We start from the raw sequence: 17,039 nt of genomic DNA, 5'->3' as shown, positions 1-17,039 counted from the left end.
CGGCGTCATATAATGGAAAACTGAACAAAGTTCGAGGGGCGAGAACGCATGGCGGGGTTGCGTCCGCCGCACGCGGTCGGTCTCATGCCCGCCATGAAACTGATTTGCCATCCGCTGACCGCCTTTGACCCGCCTGTTCGTCCCGCCTCATCGCGTCGCTCCTGGATGGACGACACGCCCGAGAGCCATGCCTATCGCTGCCTGCCACTGGTGATCGGGAACCAGCATGGCTGGGAGGTCTTCACCCCGTCCGGCTTCACCGCTCGCTGGACCGGCGGAGATCGGGTCGAGGATGTGAGCATTCACCCCGACGCAGCGTCCGGGCAGGCCCCCGCCAGACCGATGAGCAATTTCGGCTCCGGAATCCTGACCTTCGAGATGGGGTTCCTGCTGCGCACCCCGCCCGGCTGGAACATCTGGGTCCAGGGCCCGGTCAACGCGGTCAAGGACGGCATAGCGCCCCTGTCCGGCGTGATCGAGACCGACTGGAGTCCCTACAGCTTCACCATGAACTGGCGCTTCACCCGCCCCGGCGAGTTGCGCTTTGAGGCCGATGAAGCCATTGCGCATATCTTCCCGGTCCGGCGCGATCTATTTGACAAGATCACGCCCGAGATCCGCCCCATCCAGTCTGATCCGAAAACCGCGCAGGCGATGGAGACATGGCGACTGAGCCGCGCCGATTTCGCCGGTCGCCTGCGGGAGAACGACGCCGACGCCGCTGAGGAAAAATGGCAAAAGGGCTATTATCGCGGCCTGATGCCCGATGGCGGCAAGGGCGCACCCAGCCACAAGACCAAGCTGCGCGTCAAACCCTTCACCAAGGCCGCACCAAAGACTCGCTAGCCCCTATTTGCGCACCAGGGGCCAGAGCAGTTCACGCCCGGCGCTGACCGGCTCCACGCCTTCAATGCCATAGGTCTCGGGATAGCGGCGGGTGATCTTCGCGGTGCCGAACAGCACATCCCAAAAGAACAGCAGATTGCCGTAATTGCCCTTGTAATGAGTGACGCCGTCTTCCTTGTGCAGACCATGATGGGCGCTGTGGGTGGCGGGCGTGGAGATGGTGCGCTCAAGCACCCACATCACCGGTGTGAAAGCCGGAACCCTGTAGAGCGCCTCATCCCAGCGCCAGGCGGAATGCGCGCCGAATATCACCGTCATCTTCACGACGAGATACACGGCATAGACCGGATAGAAGCCCAGATGCACGAGGATGGCGGCCAGCCACAGACCCGGCATGAACAGGTAATAGAACAGGTTGTTGCGATAGGCGGTGCGGATCGACAGATAGCCGCCCGAATGATGCGCCCGGTGCAGATTGTAGAGCACAGGAAAGGTGTGGCTGGCGCGATGCCACCAGTACTGGGTCATGTCGTCAGCCACGAGCAGGATGCCGAGCATCGCCCACCAGGGCAGAAAGGCCAGCGCATCCTCTGATCCGGGGCGAACCGCCTCGACCAGCAAGGGCGCGACCGCGAAGATCAGCGGCACGGTGATCAGCACGATTGTCAGCGAGGATGAGACCTCGATCACCACATCCCGCGTCGAGCCCTTCTCCTTCTGGAAGAACCTCCCCGTCACCGCTTCCAGCAGGATGAAAGCCGCAAAAATGGCCGGAACCAGGATTTTCTCATTGATCATGACGGTCGCCTCCCAGCCCCAGATTGGGCGAGGCTTGCCATAACTTCCAATACAAGTTTTACATGATGACATAACCATGGATTATAACCCATGCTAAGCCTTCGGACGGCCCGCCTCTTTGTCGCCTCTGCTGACGCCGGCACGCTGACCGCCGCCGCCAAACGGCTGCATGTCAGCCAGCCTGCAGCGACCAAGTCTCTCGCCCAGCTGGAAGCGGATCTGGGCGGCGCACTGTTTGAACGCGCCGGGCGCAAGCTGGTGCTGACCCGCATGGGAGAAGCCCTGCTGCCGCGCGCACGCGCGCTGCTGCAACAGGCGGAGGACCTCAAATCCGAAGCAGAGCGTTGGCGCAGCGGTGAGGATGGCGTGCTCAGCGTCGGGGCCGGCCCCAGCGTCACCTATCGCCTGCTCCCCGAGGCGGTCGCCCGCTTCTACCGTGCAGGCCGCACCGTACAGCTGACCATTCGCGCCGGAGCCGCGAACGCGCTTCTCGACCAGGTGCGGCGCGGAGCGCTTGATCTGGTGGCGGCGGATATGGGTGAAGCCGAGCACGATCCCGCTCTGAGGGTCCACGCCCTGCCCGAAGAAGGCGTCGCAGCCCTGGTGCGCCCCGGCCACCCGGCCCTTGCGAGCGCCCCGCCGGAGCGGTTTCCGCTGGCGACGGCCACCCCGCCGGACCGTCTGGCCCGCCAGCCCCTGCCCTGGGGCGGGGAACGGCCGGGTCTGGTCTGCGACGATTACACCGTGCTGGCGCTGGCGTGCGCGGCGTCTGACCATATCCTGGCGGCGCCGCACTCGGTCATGGACCGGCTGATGGCCGAGCACGGGCTGGTCCCGTTGCCCGACGCGCCGAGCGGCCTGCGCCTGCGTCCCGCATTGATCTATCGCGCCAACGCCCCGCAAAGCACAGCGCGCGATCATCTGTTTGACTGTTTTGAAGCGGCGGCGCGACGCGCCTAGCCGCAGAGATCGTCCACTTGCTCCAGCGCCGCGGTCACGCCCAGCAGCGAAAAGGTGTAGGCGGTGGCGGTGCCGCGATTGCTGGTCGCTTCAACCCGCATGTCGGACCCGCGCCGCATGGCCCGCACCAGCTGGGATTCCTCGCCTGTCTCCTCGAGGAAGCCTTCCTGCTCGGACACGAACATCTGGAAGCGATCCGAGCCGACCCGCACGCGCGGCGGGCTGTCAGGACGCAGCGGATACCCGGCCAGGAAGCTGGGCTGGTTGTCCGCCGCCCCGCTGGCCCAGCTCGCCACCAGGAAGAACACGTCGCCATGATCGACATTGCTCGGCAGCGCTTCCTGCGGCCGGCTCAGCGCATAGCAGACCTTCGCCTCGCCTTCGCCGCGTGTGAACACGCGCCAGTCGCGATGCGCGCCCTGGAATTCAGGCTCGGAGGCGTCCTGCGCCAGAGCGGGCGTCAGGCTCGTCAGGGACAGACACAGGCTGGCTAAAAGCACGCGCATGGCGAATTTCCATTCAGTTTAAGCGGTTTGGCGCTGGCAGATCTGCTGGCGCAGATCCGCGTCCCTGTTTAAAGCGGTCTGAGACGGCGGTTTCAAGGCAGGATGTGGCTTGATCGTCATGAGTGCGGATGTGAGAGTGATCTGCAAAGAGCTTCAAGGGTGAAACTTGCCTGACGCCCCCTTTTCTTCCGGCGCAACGCCGGACCGCACGACCCTGAATTCGCTGGTTCTGGCCACCGCGCAGCGGGACCGACAGGCGTTTGCGGCGCTGTTCAATTTCTATGCGCCCCGGGTGAAGGCCTATCTGTTGCGGCTCAACGCCCATGACAGCCTGGCCGAGGAGCTGACCCAGGAGATCATGCTGACCGTCTGGCGCAAGGCCAGCCAGTTTGATCCCGACCAGGCGTCCGCCTCCACCTGGATCTTCCGCATCGCCCGCAACCGGCGCATCGACGCCGCGCGACAGGCCAACAAACCCGCCCTCGACGGCGAGGATCCGAGCCTTCGCCCGCCGGAGATCGAGGCCCCTGACGACGCCGTGCACGCCAGCGATCGCGATGATCGGGTGCGCGCCGCCATGCTGGAATTGCCGGACGAGCAGGTGGCGCTGCTGCGGCTGGCCTTCTTTGACGGGCTGTCCCATCGCGACATCGCCGACCAGCTCGGCATGCCGCTGGGCACCGTGAAATCAAGGCTCAGGCTGGCGTTCGACAAACTCAGACGGGTGCTGGATTCCGACACCCTGTAAACAAAACTGAACGCTTGAGAAGAAATATGGCCCGCAGACTTGATATCAGGCAAAACTGATCAATATCCGCGACGCTGTAGCAGACGACGACCAGAAACGACCATGACAAACCATCCGCTGGGTGACGAAATTTATACCGCATACGCTTCGGGCGCCCTGTCGGCTCCGATGCGCCTGCTGCTGGACGCCCAGGCCGCGGTGAACGCGGATGTGGCGCAGGCGCGCGACGTCGTGGAAACCATGGCGGGCGTATTGCTGGAACAGGAAACGCCGGCCTCGATGATGCCCGACGCGCTGGCCACCCTGTTTGACGTGATCGATAGCGAGGAAGCAGGGCTGGGCGAAGCCGGTCCGGCGCGCTTTGACTCAAGGGCGGGCTCCGAACGCTCTCGCAACGCCGCAAGCAAGGCCGGCCAGGCGATCGAGGAATTGCTGAACCTGCCCGACCCGGTGCGCGACCTGGCCCTCGACCAGGGCGGCTGGTCCTTCGCAGGCCCTGGCGTACGCAACATGACCCTGCTCAATGAGGACGGCGCCAAGGCCGAACTGATCCGTATCGAGCCGGGCCGCGGCGTTCCTCATCACGGCCATGACTGCACCGAATTCACGCTCGTGCTGACCGGCGGCTTCTCCGATGGCCGCGCCAGCTATGGCCCGGGCGAGGTGTGCATGGCCAATCCCGACACGATCCACAAACCTGTCGCCGATGAAGGCGAGGTCTGCATCGTGCTCGCCGTCACCGATGGCCCTCTGGCCTTCACGGGCGCTCTGGGCTGGATCCAGCGGGCGCTGAGCCGCTAGGCGCGGCCTGCGGCGCCGCGCCGCTTTCTTTCGGCGGGGGCGTTGTTATCTTGTCCCCCATGAGCAAACCGATCTTCTCTGGCGATGTGGTGATTTCCGGCGGCGGGCTCGCCGGACTCACCCTGGCGCTGGCCCTGCACAAAGCCGGGCTGGCTGTGGCTGTCGTGGACGCGATGGAGCTGTCCCAGCACGTCACGCCCGAATTTGACGGGCGCTCCTCGGCGCTCGCCTACACCTCCATGCGCATGCTCGACGCGGTGGGCGCCGGCCAGCATCTGCGCGAACACGTGCAGCCAATCGAAGACATACTGGTCGTTGATGGCCGCCCCTATGACGGTTTGAAGCCCGGTGGGCCGGGCCATGACCAGCTGCATTTTGATCGCCGCGAGATCTCGCCCGAGGATGACGGCGAGGCGCTGGGCTACATGGCCGAGAACCGCTGGACGCGCGTGGCGCTGGCCAAGGCGGCTGACGAGGCGGGCCTGACGGTTCTTGCGCCAGAACGCGCCCGCCATATGCAACCCGATGCGACGCCGGGCAGGAACCGGCTGGTGCTCGAAAGCGGCAAGGTTCTCGAAGCGCCGCTCATCGTGGCCTGTGAGGGGCGCCAGTCCGGTCTGCGACGACAGGCGGGCGTGCGCACCGTCGATCACGCCTATAACCAGAAAGCCGTGGTACTGACCGTCGAGCATGAGTTCAGCCATGAGGGCGTGGCGTATGAATTCTTCATGCCCACCGGCCCGTTCGCCATCCTGCCCTTGCCCAACAATCGCTCAAGCCTGGTCTGGTGCGAGAAGCCCAAGGCGGCGGATGCGCTTAAGGACATGGACGACGAAGGTTTCCAGGAAGCGCTGGAAGCGCGTTTTGGCGATTTTCTGGGCTGGGTGAAGCCGGTCAGCCCGCGCTGGACCTATCCGCTGACGCTGAAATTCTCCGAACGCTTCACTGATGATCGGCTGGCTCTGGTGGGGGACGCCGCGCGCGGCATCCACCCCATTGCGGGCCAGGGCTTCAATCTCGGGGTCCGTGACGCAGCGGTGCTGGCCGATGTGCTGGTGGACGCCAAGCGCGCCGGGCTGGATCTGGGCGCGCCCGCCACCCTGCAACGCTATGAACGCTGGCGGCGGACGGATTCAGCCGCCGTCGGGCTGGGCTCGCACCTGTTCACGCTGCTATTCTCCAACGATCACAGCCTGATCCGCACCGCACGCGGGCTGGGCCTGTCGATTGTCGACCAGATTCCGGTCGCCCGACGCTTCTTCATGCGCACCGCGGGCGGCGAGGTGGGCGATCTGCCAGCGCTCCTGCGCGGGGACAGCCTGCACCTGTAGAGGATCGAGAGCGTCAGAGGCTCAGGTGCGCTTCTTGGGCGCGCCCCAGACATGCTGTTTGTCTTCGAGCGGGCCGCCCGGCATCACCGGGCGCTCGGGATAGCCCCCAAGACACAATGTGCGATCATAGAGCGCAATCGCGGCCGCAACGGACAGGTTCACACAGAATTTCGTGGGGATCTTCACCACATGCGCGCAGCGCTCGAGCATTTCCGGGCTGAGATCGCCGCGCTCCTTGCCCAGTACATAGGCCGCCATGCGCGGATGCCGAAAGCTCGGCAATTCCACCGCATCATCGGTCAATTCCACACCGACAATCTGGCAGCCGCGCGGCAAGGCCATGTCGTCCACCGTCTCCCAGTCGTAATAGGGCAGGTTCTCGGTGGTCTTGGCGGTGTCGGTCTGGAACATCTCGCGCGCGCGATTGGCCGCGCCCACGGTGAACACGAAGCTGCCGCCAAAGGCGTGCGCCGTGCGCATGACCGCGCCCAGATTGCGCGCCTTGGAAATGCCTTCGACGCCGACTGCGAAATAACCTCTCATGGATTTGCGTTTAGCCGCGCCCGTCGTCTGTGGCAAACCACCAAGCGCACACGAAAACGCCCCCTGCAGCGCAGGGGGCGTCTTGCGTCATCCTGTCAGGATTGAAGGCTAGTGCACGCTCACCGGCTCGGCGCCATGGTCGCGCGCGGCGGCGAACGCCGCTTCACGGTCCGAGAACACAGCCATGCGCTGACCGTTCTCGTCATGGATGGCGTAGAGCGTCGCGTCGGAATCGAGTTTGACCCCGGCGTTCGCCGCCTGCTCCATGATTTCGGTCGCGTCGATGGTGCGCACATACACCGTCGGCGTCGTGTCCAGCATCAGTTCGGTTTCGGTATCCATCCAACGCCCCATGCATTGCTTTGTTGGACTATCACATGGGTTTTCTTATCAGAACGTTCAAGGCATGCGCCGGTCTGGCGGAGCACGCTATGATGCCGCATCATACGCGCGATAAGACTTGCACGTGCACACCAGACTCGTTTCAAGTGAGCTGATCCGGACGTAACGCTCTGAAAGCCGTCATGAATCTGTTCAACAAAAAAACGCTTGCCCGACACCTCAAACCCGAGGCCATTCCCTCCGACCACCTCACACTGCTGGAAGAATGGGCGCAACTGATTCAGTCCGGTCGCGTCAAGCGGCTCAAGGAAGTCGCGCTGCATGGTGAGTTTACCAACAAGATCATTCAGGGTGTGCTGGGCTATGAGGGACCGGCGGCCGGGGCGCGCTACACCGTCTCTTCAGAGCAAACCATTCTGCGCGGCAGCGTCGATCTGGCCCTGGGCCATTTCGGCGGCGAGGCGCCTGAAATCCTGGCGCCGTTCGAGCTGAAGGGCGCGGACACCACCGATCTCGACGCGATCATGCCCGGGCGCAACAAGAGCCCGGTCCAGCAGGCGTGGGAATACGCCATGAACGCCCGGGGCGTGAAATGGGTGCTGGTCTCCAACATGGTCGAGTTACGGCTCTATGGCTTCGGGGAAGGCGCCAGCGCCTATGAAAGCTTCCGTCTCGATCAGCTTAAAGACCCAGTCGAATACGCCCGCTTCAGACTGCTCCTGTCCGCAGAGACACTGCTATCTGGACGCACCGCATCCCTGCTGCAGGACAGTCGGCGCGAAGACAAGGACATCACCGACAACCTCTATCAGGACTATAAGACGCTCCGCCTTCAGCTTCTGAACGCGGTGCAATTCGCCAATACCGAGATCGCCCCGCTCGACGCCATCGCCCTGGCCCAGAAGATCCTCGACCGCGTCCTCTTCATCGCCTTCGCTGAAGACACCGGGCTGTTGCCCAACAACACGCTTGAAAACGCCTTCATCGCCCGTGACCCCTACAATCCGCGCCCGGTTTGGGACAATTTCAAGGGCCTCTTCCGCGCTATCGACCAAGGCAGCACGGAGCTGAACATTCCGCGCTATAATGGCGGCCTATTTCGCGAGGATGCGGCGATTGACGCCCTCAATCTGCCCGATGACATCTGTGAAGGCTTCAAGACGCTGGGCGAATACGATTTCGCCTCTGAAGTCTCCGTTACCGTGCTGGGTCACATTTTCGAGCAATCCATCGCCGATGTGGAGCGCCTGCAGGCGATCGCCCGCGGCGAGGAGGTCGAGCAAGAGCGCACCAGCGGCACAACAGGCCGGCGCAAGCGCGATGGCGTGGTCTATACGCCAGATTATGTGGCGCGCTTTATCGTCGCCCAGACGCTGGGCGTGCATCTGAAAGAGATTTTCGAGGACATTTTGCGCGCCCACGCCCTGAAAGGCGTGGATGTCACCGACTATGAAGCGATCAAGTGGAAGCGCAAGACGGCCGAACTTGAAGCCTGGCAAGCCTATCGCGAGCGCCTGAGAACACTGCGCATTGTCGATCCGGCCTGCGGCTCCGGCGTCTTCCTGATTATGGCGTTCGATTTCATGAAGGCCGAGCTGACGCGGGTGAACGACAAGATCAGGGATCTGTTGCCCCATACCGAGCATTTCGGCGACCTGCTCGATTACGTGCCTGATAGCGAGATCCTGACCCAGAACCTGTTCGGCGTGGATGTGAACGAGGAAAGCGTCGAGATCACCAAGCTGTCGCTGTGGATCAAGACCGCCCGACGCGGCAAGGTGCTCGACAGCCTCTCGCCCAGCATTCGCGTTGGCGACAGCCTGATCGAGGACAGCAATTTCGCCTATCTCGATCACGCCTTCAGCTGGGAAAGCGCCTTCCCCCAGGTCTTTGAAGAAGGCGGGTTCGATGTGGTGCTGGGCAATCCGCCCTATGTGCGCATGGAATTCCTGAAGCCGCTCAAGCCTTATCTGGAAAAGCGCTACGAAGTGGTCGCCGACCGGGCAGACCTGTATTGCTATTTCTATGAACGCGGCTTGCGCCTGCTCAAGCCCGGTGGGCGGCTGGGCTATATCTCGTCCAATACCTTCTTCAAGACCGGCTCGGGCAGGCCCTTGCGTGACTATCTGCTGAAAGAGGCCACAATTGAAAGCGTGGTGGATTTTGGCGATCTTCAGGTGTTTGAAGGCGTCACCACCTACCCCGCCATCCTGACGCTCAAACGCGGCGCCGCGCCCAAAGGGCATGAATTGCGCTTCTGGAAGCTGGACGCCCTGCCGCAAACCAATTTCGCCGCCAGCTGGGAACAAGCGGCGGGCGATTATCCGCAATCCGCGCTCGGCTGCGGCTCGTGGGAACTGGAAAACCCCGCCTTGCGCGCCCTTCGCGACAAGATCCGCAAGGGGCGCAAGACCCTGAAAGAGGTATATGGGAAGCCCTTATACGGTATAAAAACTGGCTTGAATCCCGCTTTTGTTATTGATGAAAGCAAGAAACAGGAAATATGCCGCAAAGATCCCAATTCTGAAGAGATGTTCAAACCCTTCCTAGAAGGTAAGAATCTGAAACGATGGCACTCTTCAGAATCTCAAAAATGGCTAATTTTGTTTCCCAAGGGGTGGACTAAATCACAATTTGGTGACCTGGATGAAGATCTCGCATTCTCAAGACTTAGTCAGCATTACCCTGCAATATCAGATTGGCTGGTTAAATTCGAAGATCGAGCGCGCCGCCGAACAGATCAAGGTGACTTTTGGTGGGAGCTGAGAGCATGTTCATACTATGAGAAATTCTCAAATCCCAAAATTATGTATGGAGACATTATTTCCTGTCCGTCAATGCAAATTGATACTACAGGGTCTATTTGCGATACAACTGGGTTTATAATACCGTCAAGCTCTTACACCCACCTTGGAATACTAAACTCAAAAATAATATGGTTTTACTTTAAAGCAATGACACCCCTAGCTCGGGGAGGGTATTATAGAGCTAAATCCCAATACATTCAGGACCTTCCCCTACCCAATACTAGCCTCGAAGAAGGCACTATAATTGCAAATTGCGCGGCAAAGGCACAAGAAGCCGCCCAATCCCGCCTCGATCTCCAATCCGCGTTCACACGCCGGATTGCCGATCTGTGTCCGCCGGATCGCGAACCCAAGCTGACCACCAAACTCAAGACCTGGTGGGACTTGCCTGATTTCGCCGCCTTCCGGGCCGAAGTGAAAAAGGTCTTCAAGAGCGATATTCCGCTCGCTGAACGGTCAGACTGGGAGGACTGGATGAAACGCGACCGCGCCGAGATTCATCGCCTGAGTGCGGAGATCAGGGACGCCGAGCGCCAGATCGATCAGATCGTCTATGCGCTGTTTGACCTGACCGGGGACGAGATCACCCTGCTGGAAAGCGCAATCTGAGGCGACCCGTGCCAGACCAAGAAAAACCCCCGCGCGTGAGCGCAGGGGTTCTTTTTGGTGGAGCCAGGCGGAATCGAACCGCCGACCTCTTGAATGCCATTCAAGCGCTCTCCCAACTGAGCTATGGCCCCGAAACCTTTGCGAAGCGGGCGGGATTGGGGCCCGCCGTTTCGAGAGCGCGGAACCTAGCCGCGCGTTTGAGAGCAATCAAGCCTGTTTTTCAGCACTCGATCCCCTCAATGACAGTGCGCGCGATCAGACGTCGTCCTCATCGTCGTCCAGAGCGATATCATCGTCCAGATCATCGTCGTCATCGTCCAGAAGGACGCTGTCATCGTCATCATCATCGAGATCGGATTCATCGTCGGAGAAGCCGTCGAGATCATCATCCGCCGGGGTTGCGCGCTTGGCGACCGGCGCTTCGTCCTCATCGTCATCACCGCCCAGATCGATCGGCTCCTCGTCAAGCTCGGGGGCGTCGTCGTCTTCGGTTTCGTCCTCATCGGACTCGTCTTCGGCTTCAGCGTCCGTATCCTCTTCTGCTTCCTTCTCAGGCTTGGGAGCCTTCGTGGAGACAGAGACTTCCTCGAAATACGACAGAGGATATTCCATGCCGGTGAACGGGGACACGATCGGGTCCTTGTTCAGGTCATAGAACTTCTTGCCGGTTTCCGGGCAAACGCGCTTGGTCCCAAGTTCAGCTTTCGCCACGAGTCCATATCCTTTCACAGCGAAGGGCGATCAAATCGGCGCGCCAGTTGCCATGTTCTGGCGCGGCTGTCAAAACCCGATTGAAGCCTTCTGTCATCTGCCTGCCCGCGGAGCCTGCATGTCCAACGCCACGCCCACCCCGTCCAAGGCCGTAAGCGGGCCTAAAACCGCCCGCCCTGTCAATGCCCTGAAAGGACGACTGCAGGCGGCCGCTGACAAATCCTGCTCCCATCGCGCCGTCATTTTTTCTGCGCTTGCCGATGGCGAGAGCCGCATCGAGGGATTGCTGGAAAGTGAAGACGTGCTGGCGACGGCTCGAGCCGTCGCTGCGCTTGGCGCGCAGGTGGAGCGCGAAGGCGCTGGCCGCTGGAGCGTGACGGGTCGCGGCCAGTGGACCAGCCCGTCCGAACCGCTTGATCTGGGCAACTCCGGCACCGGGGTGCGCCTTTTGATGGGTGCAGCGAGCCGCTTTGACCTCACCGCGGAGTTTGTAGGGGATGAGAGCCTGTCCTCGCGCCCCATGGCGCGCGTTCTCGATCCGCTGTCGCGAATGGGGGTGAAAAGCCAGTCGAGCGATGGCGGGCGCCTGCCCGTGACGCTGCGCGGTTCGTCGAGCCTCAACGCGATCGATTACACCCCGCCCGTCGCCTCCGCCCAGGTGAAAAGCGCGATCCTGCTGGCGGGTCTCGGCGCGAACGGCGAAACCATCGTGCGCGAACCCCACGCGACCCGCGATCACACCGAGGTCATGGCGCCGGTCTATGGCGCCGATCTGAGCGTCGAGCGCCAGGGCGCAGGCCTGATCGCCCGGGTGCGCGGCGGACGGACGCTCAGCCCGGCGAATGTCTCCATTCCCGGCGATCCGTCCTCGGCGGCCTTCCCGGCGGCTGCGGCGCTGGTGACCCGCGACAGCGAGATCACGGTCACCGGCGTGATGACCAACAGCGCCCGGTTCGGACTCTACGAGGTCCTGAAGATGATGGGCGCGGACCTTGAGATGACTCCCGCCGGCGAGCGTTGCGGCGAGCAGCTGGTGGACATCACCGTCCGCTCGGGCGCCCTTCACGGCGTCGAGGTTCCCGCCTCCATCGCGCCCTCCATGATCGATGAATACCCGATCCTCTCGGTCATCGCCGCCTTCGCCGACGGGGTGACCGTGATGAAGGGGCTGGCGGAATTGCGCGCCAAGGAAAGTGATCGGCTGGCTGCCAGCGCCGCGCTCCTGCAAGCCAACGGAGTCGAGATCGAGCTGGGCGAGGATTCCCTGACCGTTCACGGTTGCGGTCAGGACGGCGTTCCGGGCGGCGGAATGGTGAAAACCCATCATGATCATCGCCTTGCCATGAGCGCGCTGATCATGGGCCTCGGGGCGCAGGCGCCGGTGAGCGTGGATGATGTCGGCATGATCGCCACCAGCTATCCGGACTTCTTTGGCCACATGGCGGCGCTCGGCGCGGAAATCGCCTAGGGGCTGGAGTCAGTTAGCCAGCCCTGAAAGCCTTGCTCTCCTAGTAAATTTGCGGTAAGTCCGCGCGCGATTGGCCTGTTGCGTCTGAGGACAGGAAGAGGCCAGTCATTCGCCGGGCGGGCGATGTCCCGCGGCCTGGCGCGCCTTCATCTTGTTCGTCGGTTCTGACTTACGGCTCGATCGCGCCGCCCTGCCGCTTCGCTCTGCTCATTTGGAACGCGTATTCCGGCCGTTCGCGGCTGATTTGGAGACTTCCAGCCGCCGCGCGCGGCAAGACCGCCGGACACAACCGGCCGGCCGGAAACGACGACAACCCCTGGAGCCATCCTCTAACATGTCTGAAACCAACACCTCGGCCCCGAGCCGCGATGATTTCGCCTCAATGCTGGAAGCGTCCCTTGCGGGCCGCGACCTCATGGAAGGCACGGTGGTGCGCGGCACCGTCACTGCCGTCCTGCACGACACCGTTGTCATCGACGTCGGTCTGAAAACCGAAGGCCGCGTGGCCCTGCGTGAATTCACCGGCCCCGGCTCTGAAGCCCCGAAACTGGGCGATCAGGTCGACATCTACCTTGAGCGTATCGAGAACGCGATGGGTGAAGCGGTTCTGTCGCGCGACAAAGCCCGCCGCGAAGAAGCCTGGGACCGTCTGGAGAAGACGTTCGAATCCAAAGAGCCGGTCAACGGCGCCATCGTCGGCCGCGTCAAAGGCGGCTTCACCGTGGATCTGGGCGGCGCATCCGCGTTCCTGCCGGGCTCTCAGGTGGACATCCGTCCGGTGCGCGACGTGGCTCCGCTCATGAACAAGGAACAGCCGTTCGCGATCCTGAAAATGGACCGTCCGCGCGGCAACATCGTGGTCTCCCGCCGCGCTGTCCTGGAAGAATCCCGCGCCGAGCAGCGCGCTGAGCTCGTCGGTCAGCTGGCCGAAGGCGAAGTGCGTGAAGGCGTCGTCAAGAACATCACCGATTACGGTGCGTTCGTGGATCTGGGCGGCATTGACGGCCTGCTGCACGTCACCGACATGAGCTGGTCGCGCGTGGGTCACCCGAGCGAAGTGGTCGAGGTTGGCCAGACCGTTCAGGTGCAGATCATCAAGATCAACAAGGACACCCAGCGCATCTCGCTCGGCATGAAGCAGCTGCAGTCCGATCCGTGGGACGGCGTGGCGCTGAAATACCCGAACGGCGCTGTCTTCAAGGGCCGCGTCACGAACATCGCCGAATACGGCGCGTTCGTGGAGCTGGAGCCGGGCGTCGAAGGCCTGGTGCACGTCTCCGAGATGAGCTGGACCAAGAAGAACGTCCATCCGGGCAAGATCGTCTCCACCTCCCAGGAAGTGGACGTGATGGTGCTCGACGTGGATCCGGACAAGCGTCGCGTTTCGCTTGGCATCAAGCAGACCCAGCGCAATCCGTGGGAAGTCTTCGCGGAAGCGCACCCGGTCGGCTCTGAAGTCGAAGGCGAAGTCAAGAACATCACCGAATTCGGTCTGTTCATCGGCGTCGACGAAGAAATCGACGGCATGGTTCACCTGTCCGATCTCGACTGGGATCGTTCGGGCGAAGACGCCATCCAGGACTACAAGAAAGGCGACACCGTGCGCGCCAAGGTTCTGGACGTCGATGTCGAGAAAGAACGCGTCTCCCTGGGCGTCAAGCAACTGGGCGGCGATCCGATGGACGAAGGCGGCTTCAAGCGCGGCGAGACCGTGACCTGCACCGTCACCGAAATCACCACCGGCGGCATCGAAGTGACCCTCGGCCCGGACAACCTGGTCAAGGCCTTCATCCGCAAGTCCGACATCTCGCGTGACCGCGCCGAGCAGCGCCCCGAGCGTTTTGCTGTCGGCGACAAGGTCGACGCGCGCGTCACCAATATCGACAAGGCGTCTCGCCGCGTTTCGGTGTCCATCAAGGCGCTGGAAATGGCGGAAGAGAAAGAAGCCGTCGAACAGTACGGGTCTTCGGACTCCGGCGCGTCCCTGGGTGATATCCTGGGCGCCGCTCTGAAAGGTCAAGACGAGGACTAATCGTCTGATCTTCAACTTTCTCCCCGTCTGAGGGAGCGTGAACCCCCGATGCCCGGCATCGGGGGTTCTTTTTTGGGTTGCAACCCGGCTAACCGATTGACGGGTCTGTTCAGGTGTTCCTACACTGACGGCCTTCAAGGGGACCGCACCATGATCAAATCCGAACTCATCGAGAAGCTCGCAGAAGAAAATCCCCATCTGTACCAGAAGGATCTGGAGCGGGTGGTGAATACGGTGCTGGAAGAAATCACTCAGGCGCTCGAGCGTGGCGACCGCGTTGAACTGCGCGGTTTCGGCGCGTTTTCCGTCCGCAACCGCCCGCCGCGCCAGGGTCGTAATCCGCGCACTGGCGAGCCCGTTTCGGTCAAGGAAAAGCACGTGCCTTTTTTCAAGACCGGCAAGGAATTGCGTGAACGGGTCGACGGCAAGGCCTAGGCCTTAACCCCCGTTACCCAAACCTTAAGATTTATCGGCCACGCTCATCGGCAGGTTGCACCTGTGAGTTGATGCATGGCGCTTTCGCCGCTGACAGCCGGCGGCGCTGACCTTGCCTATCAGGGCGGGTATGGCGCGACGCCCCTATCGCCTGAGCTGCGCGCCCAGGCGAACGGGCGGACTCAACCTGCATCCGACGCTGCACTGGCGGATACGTCCCGCCGCGTCATCTCTGATCCCGTCACCCTCTCCGCCCAGGCCCGTCAGGTCGGCGCTCAGGACGCTACGCGCACCGCCGAGCCGTCAGACAAGCCCGGCGCCGCCCGGTCCGCGTCTGGCGAGACGCTCTCCGAAGGCGAGCAGAAGCAGGTCGCAGAGCTGAAGAAGCGCGATCGGGAAGTGCGCCAGCATGAACAGGCGCACCAGGCCGCGGGCGGCCAATACGCCAGCGCCCCCTCTTACGAATATCAAAAAGGACCAGACGGTCAGCAATACGCGGTGGGCGGCGAGGTCCAGATCGATTCAAGCCCCATTGCCGGCGATCCCGAGGCGACCATCGAGAAGATGCGCGTGGTCAAGGCCGCCGCTCTCGCCCCGGCCGAGCCCTCAGGTCAGGACCGCAAGGTCGCCGCCGCCGCCGACGCCGCCGCTCAACAGGCGCGCGCGGAACTCGCCGCGCAGGACCGCGAAGAACGACAGGCCGCGCTTGACGGCGAAAAGCCCGTCGACCCGGCGCAATCGGGCTCGGTGCTGCCTCGCGATGAGGTGGCCCCTGCGTCAGAGGCCAACACCGATCAGAGCCAGACCGCCTTCGGCTTCAGCGGCGCCGAGCCTGCTCCCGCCGCGCTCAATCAGGCCAATGGCGCCTATACCGCCACCACACGGGCGCAAGCGATCCGCCAGACCAGCGCCATCTTCGCATAGGCTGCCTTTTGCAGCTGTGACTTGGCGACGCCGCGCTTCAGCGCTAAGTCCGCTCCATGAGCGCGTCATCCCATACCCAGATCAAGATTTGCGGCCTCAATTCCATCGCGGCGGTCGACGCCGCCGTGGCGGCAGGCGCGGACTATCTGGGCTTCATCCATTTTCCCAAAAGCCCGCGTCATGTCTCACTTGCGCAGATGCGCGAACTCGCGGCTCGCAAGGGCGCTGCGAAATCGGTGGCGGTGCTGGTCGATCCCGATGAAGCCCTGATGGGCGAAGTGCTGCGCGCCATGCGGCCCGACTACATCCAGCTGCATGGCGGGGAGAGCCCGATGCGGTGCCTCGACGCCCGCCATTATGCCGAGCTGGGCGTATGGAAGGCTTTGGGAATCTCGACCGCACAAGACCTTGAAAAGGCGCGCGCCTATCAGAACCATGTGGACGGCTTCGTGTTTGACGCCAAACCGCCCAAGCATGCCGACCGACCCGGCGGTTTGGGTCAGGCATGGGATTACAGCCTTCTGAGAGACTTTGATCCCGGCCAGCCCTGGCTGCTCGCTGGCGGCTTGACCATCGACAGCGTGGCGGACGCCATCGCGCAATCGGGGGCGCCGGGCGTCGATGTCGTGTCGGGCGTTGAAAGCGCGCCGGGCGTGAAATGTGTAGACAAAATCAAGGCCTTCATCACTGCCGTCAAAGCAGCCTGAAGGCTTGCGCCGCCGCCCTTTACCGGCTTCTCTGAGGCCGACCTTCTGACCCTTTCAGGATGGTGGACCCCACCGCCCTGTCGTCGTGAAAGACTTCGTCATGACCCAACCCAACGCATTTTCCCAACAGCCTGATGCTGAAGGGCGTTTCGGACAGTTCGGCGGCCGCTATGTGGCCGAGACGCTGATGCCGAACATTCTGGCGCTGGAAGAGGCGTATGAGCACTACAAGAACGATCCCGATTTCATCGCCGAGTTCGAGGAATTCAGCCGTGATTTCGTGGGTCGTCCGAGCCCGCTCTATTTCGCCGAGCGCCTGACCGAGGAATTTGGCGGGGCGAAGATCTGGTTCAAGCGCGACGAGCTCAACCATACCGGCGCGCACAAGATCAATAACTGCCTCGGTCAGGTTCTCCTGGCCAAGCGCATGGGCAAGACCCGCATCATCGCCGAAACCGGCGCCGGCCAGCA

At 62.6% G+C, this 17,039-nt stretch carries 16 protein-coding genes, 1 tRNA gene and 1 pseudogene; 12 read left to right on the top strand and 6 right to left on the bottom strand.

Translation table 11 applies throughout. From position 1 onward, the window contains the following. Positions 1–48: 48 nt before the first annotated feature. On the top strand, positions 49–846 hold the full coding sequence (locus B2Z70_RS13390) for a DUF6065 family protein (RefSeq protein ID WP_292983896.1): 798 nt from the start codon (positions 49–51) through the stop codon (positions 844–846). A 3-nt stretch (positions 847–849) separates the two neighbouring features. On the opposite strand, the gene B2Z70_RS13385 is transcribed toward B2Z70_RS13390, so the two are convergent. Beyond that, on the bottom strand, positions 850–1,644 hold the full coding sequence (locus B2Z70_RS13385; RefSeq protein WP_292983895.1) for a sterol desaturase family protein: 795 nt from the start codon (positions 1,642–1,644) through the stop codon (positions 850–852). 90 nt (positions 1,645–1,734) lie between these two features. Here B2Z70_RS13385 and B2Z70_RS13380 point away from each other — a divergent pair, with 90 nt between their 5' ends. Then, positions 1,735–2,604, top strand: a complete 870-nt coding sequence (locus B2Z70_RS13380) for a LysR family transcriptional regulator (protein ID WP_292983894.1) — start codon at positions 1,735–1,737, stop codon at positions 2,602–2,604. Here B2Z70_RS13380 and B2Z70_RS13375 read toward each other — a convergent pair. Then, positions 2,601–3,110 carry an invasion associated locus B family protein gene (locus B2Z70_RS13375; protein WP_292983893.1) on the bottom strand — a complete coding sequence of 170 codons (510 nt, stop codon included), beginning with the start codon at positions 3,108–3,110 and terminating at the stop codon, positions 2,601–2,603. The two genes, B2Z70_RS13380 and B2Z70_RS13375, sit on opposite strands and share 4 nt — an antisense overlap. 166 nt (positions 3,111–3,276) lie before the next feature. On the opposite strand from B2Z70_RS13375, the gene B2Z70_RS13370 reads away from it, so the two are divergent. The 3 genes from B2Z70_RS13370 (at position 3,277) to B2Z70_RS13360 (ending at position 5,990) form a co-directional block, all read left to right on the top strand. Beyond that, positions 3,277–3,858 (top strand): sigma-70 family RNA polymerase sigma factor, encoded by a 582-nt coding sequence (locus tag B2Z70_RS13370; protein WP_292983892.1) that lies wholly within the window; start codon positions 3,277–3,279, stop codon positions 3,856–3,858. Positions 3,859–3,960: 102 nt separating this feature from the next. Beyond that, positions 3,961–4,659 (top strand): cupin domain-containing protein, encoded by a 699-nt coding sequence (locus B2Z70_RS13365; RefSeq protein WP_292983890.1) that lies wholly within the window; start codon positions 3,961–3,963, stop codon positions 4,657–4,659. Between the two features lie 59 nt (positions 4,660–4,718). After that, entirely contained in the window at positions 4,719–5,990 is a 1,272-nt protein-coding gene (locus B2Z70_RS13360) for a UbiH/UbiF/VisC/COQ6 family ubiquinone biosynthesis hydroxylase (RefSeq protein WP_009802575.1), read from the top strand. Positions 5,991–6,011: 21 nt separating this feature from the next. Here B2Z70_RS13360 and B2Z70_RS13355 read toward each other — a convergent pair whose 3' ends face one another. After that, on the bottom strand, positions 6,012–6,533 hold the full coding sequence (locus B2Z70_RS13355; protein WP_009802574.1) for an RNA methyltransferase: 522 nt from the start codon (positions 6,531–6,533) through the stop codon (positions 6,012–6,014). A 108-nt stretch (positions 6,534–6,641) separates the two neighbouring features. Next, positions 6,642–6,875: a DUF1150 family protein gene (locus tag B2Z70_RS13350; RefSeq protein WP_292983887.1), complete on the bottom strand. Its 234-nt coding sequence runs from the start codon at positions 6,873–6,875 to the stop codon at positions 6,642–6,644. Between the two features lie 182 nt (positions 6,876–7,057). Here B2Z70_RS13350 and B2Z70_RS13345 point away from each other — a divergent pair, with 182 nt between their 5' ends. Further along, complete coding sequence (locus tag B2Z70_RS13345) at positions 7,058–10,291, top strand: Eco57I restriction-modification methylase domain-containing protein (protein ID WP_292983885.1); 3,234 nt, start codon at positions 7,058–7,060, stop codon at positions 10,289–10,291. A gap of 55 nt (positions 10,292–10,346) precedes the next feature. Here the strand turns inward: B2Z70_RS13345 and B2Z70_RS13340 are convergent. Next, positions 10,347–10,422 (bottom strand) — tRNA-Ala (locus B2Z70_RS13340). Positions 10,423–10,546: 124 nt separating this feature from the next. Next, the gene (locus B2Z70_RS13335) at positions 10,547–11,002 is read right to left on the bottom strand and encodes a TIGR02300 family protein (protein ID WP_292983883.1); all 456 of its coding nucleotides are present in this window, start codon (positions 11,000–11,002) and stop codon (positions 10,547–10,549) included. 118 nt (positions 11,003–11,120) lie between these two features. Between B2Z70_RS13335 and aroA the strand changes: the two genes are divergently transcribed. The 6 genes and pseudogenes from aroA to B2Z70_RS13305 form a co-directional block, all read left to right on the top strand. Further along, positions 11,121–12,470, top strand: coding sequence for a 3-phosphoshikimate 1-carboxyvinyltransferase (gene aroA, locus B2Z70_RS13330; protein ID WP_292983881.1), 1,350 nt, complete (start codon positions 11,121–11,123; stop codon positions 12,468–12,470). Positions 12,471–12,804: 334 nt separating this feature from the next. Then, positions 12,805–14,502: a 30S ribosomal protein S1 gene (gene rpsA / locus B2Z70_RS13325; RefSeq protein ID WP_009802570.1), complete on the top strand. Its 1,698-nt coding sequence runs from the start codon at positions 12,805–12,807 to the stop codon at positions 14,500–14,502. 150 nt (positions 14,503–14,652) lie between these two features. Then, positions 14,653–14,937: an integration host factor subunit beta gene (locus B2Z70_RS13320; protein WP_009802569.1), complete on the top strand. Its 285-nt coding sequence runs from the start codon at positions 14,653–14,655 to the stop codon at positions 14,935–14,937. Positions 14,938–15,012: 75 nt separating this feature from the next. Beyond that, a complete protein-coding gene (locus tag B2Z70_RS13315) occupies positions 15,013–15,861 on the top strand; it encodes a putative metalloprotease CJM1_0395 family protein (protein ID WP_292983878.1) in 849 nt (282 codons plus the stop codon). A 56-nt stretch (positions 15,862–15,917) separates the two neighbouring features. Next, positions 15,918–16,568, top strand: coding sequence for a phosphoribosylanthranilate isomerase (locus B2Z70_RS13310; protein WP_292983876.1), 651 nt, complete (start codon positions 15,918–15,920; stop codon positions 16,566–16,568). Positions 16,569–16,668: 100 nt separating this feature from the next. Further along, a pseudogene (locus B2Z70_RS13305) lies at positions 16,669–17,039 on the top strand (tryptophan synthase subunit beta); the annotation flags it as partial.

The organism is Oceanicaulis sp. UBA6590, assembly GCF_002433705.1.
Classification (GTDB): domain Bacteria; phylum Pseudomonadota; class Alphaproteobacteria; order Caulobacterales; family Maricaulaceae; genus Oceanicaulis.
The sequence above is the reverse complement of the archived record's forward strand: the minus strand, read 5'-3'. Positions and strand labels throughout refer to the sequence as shown.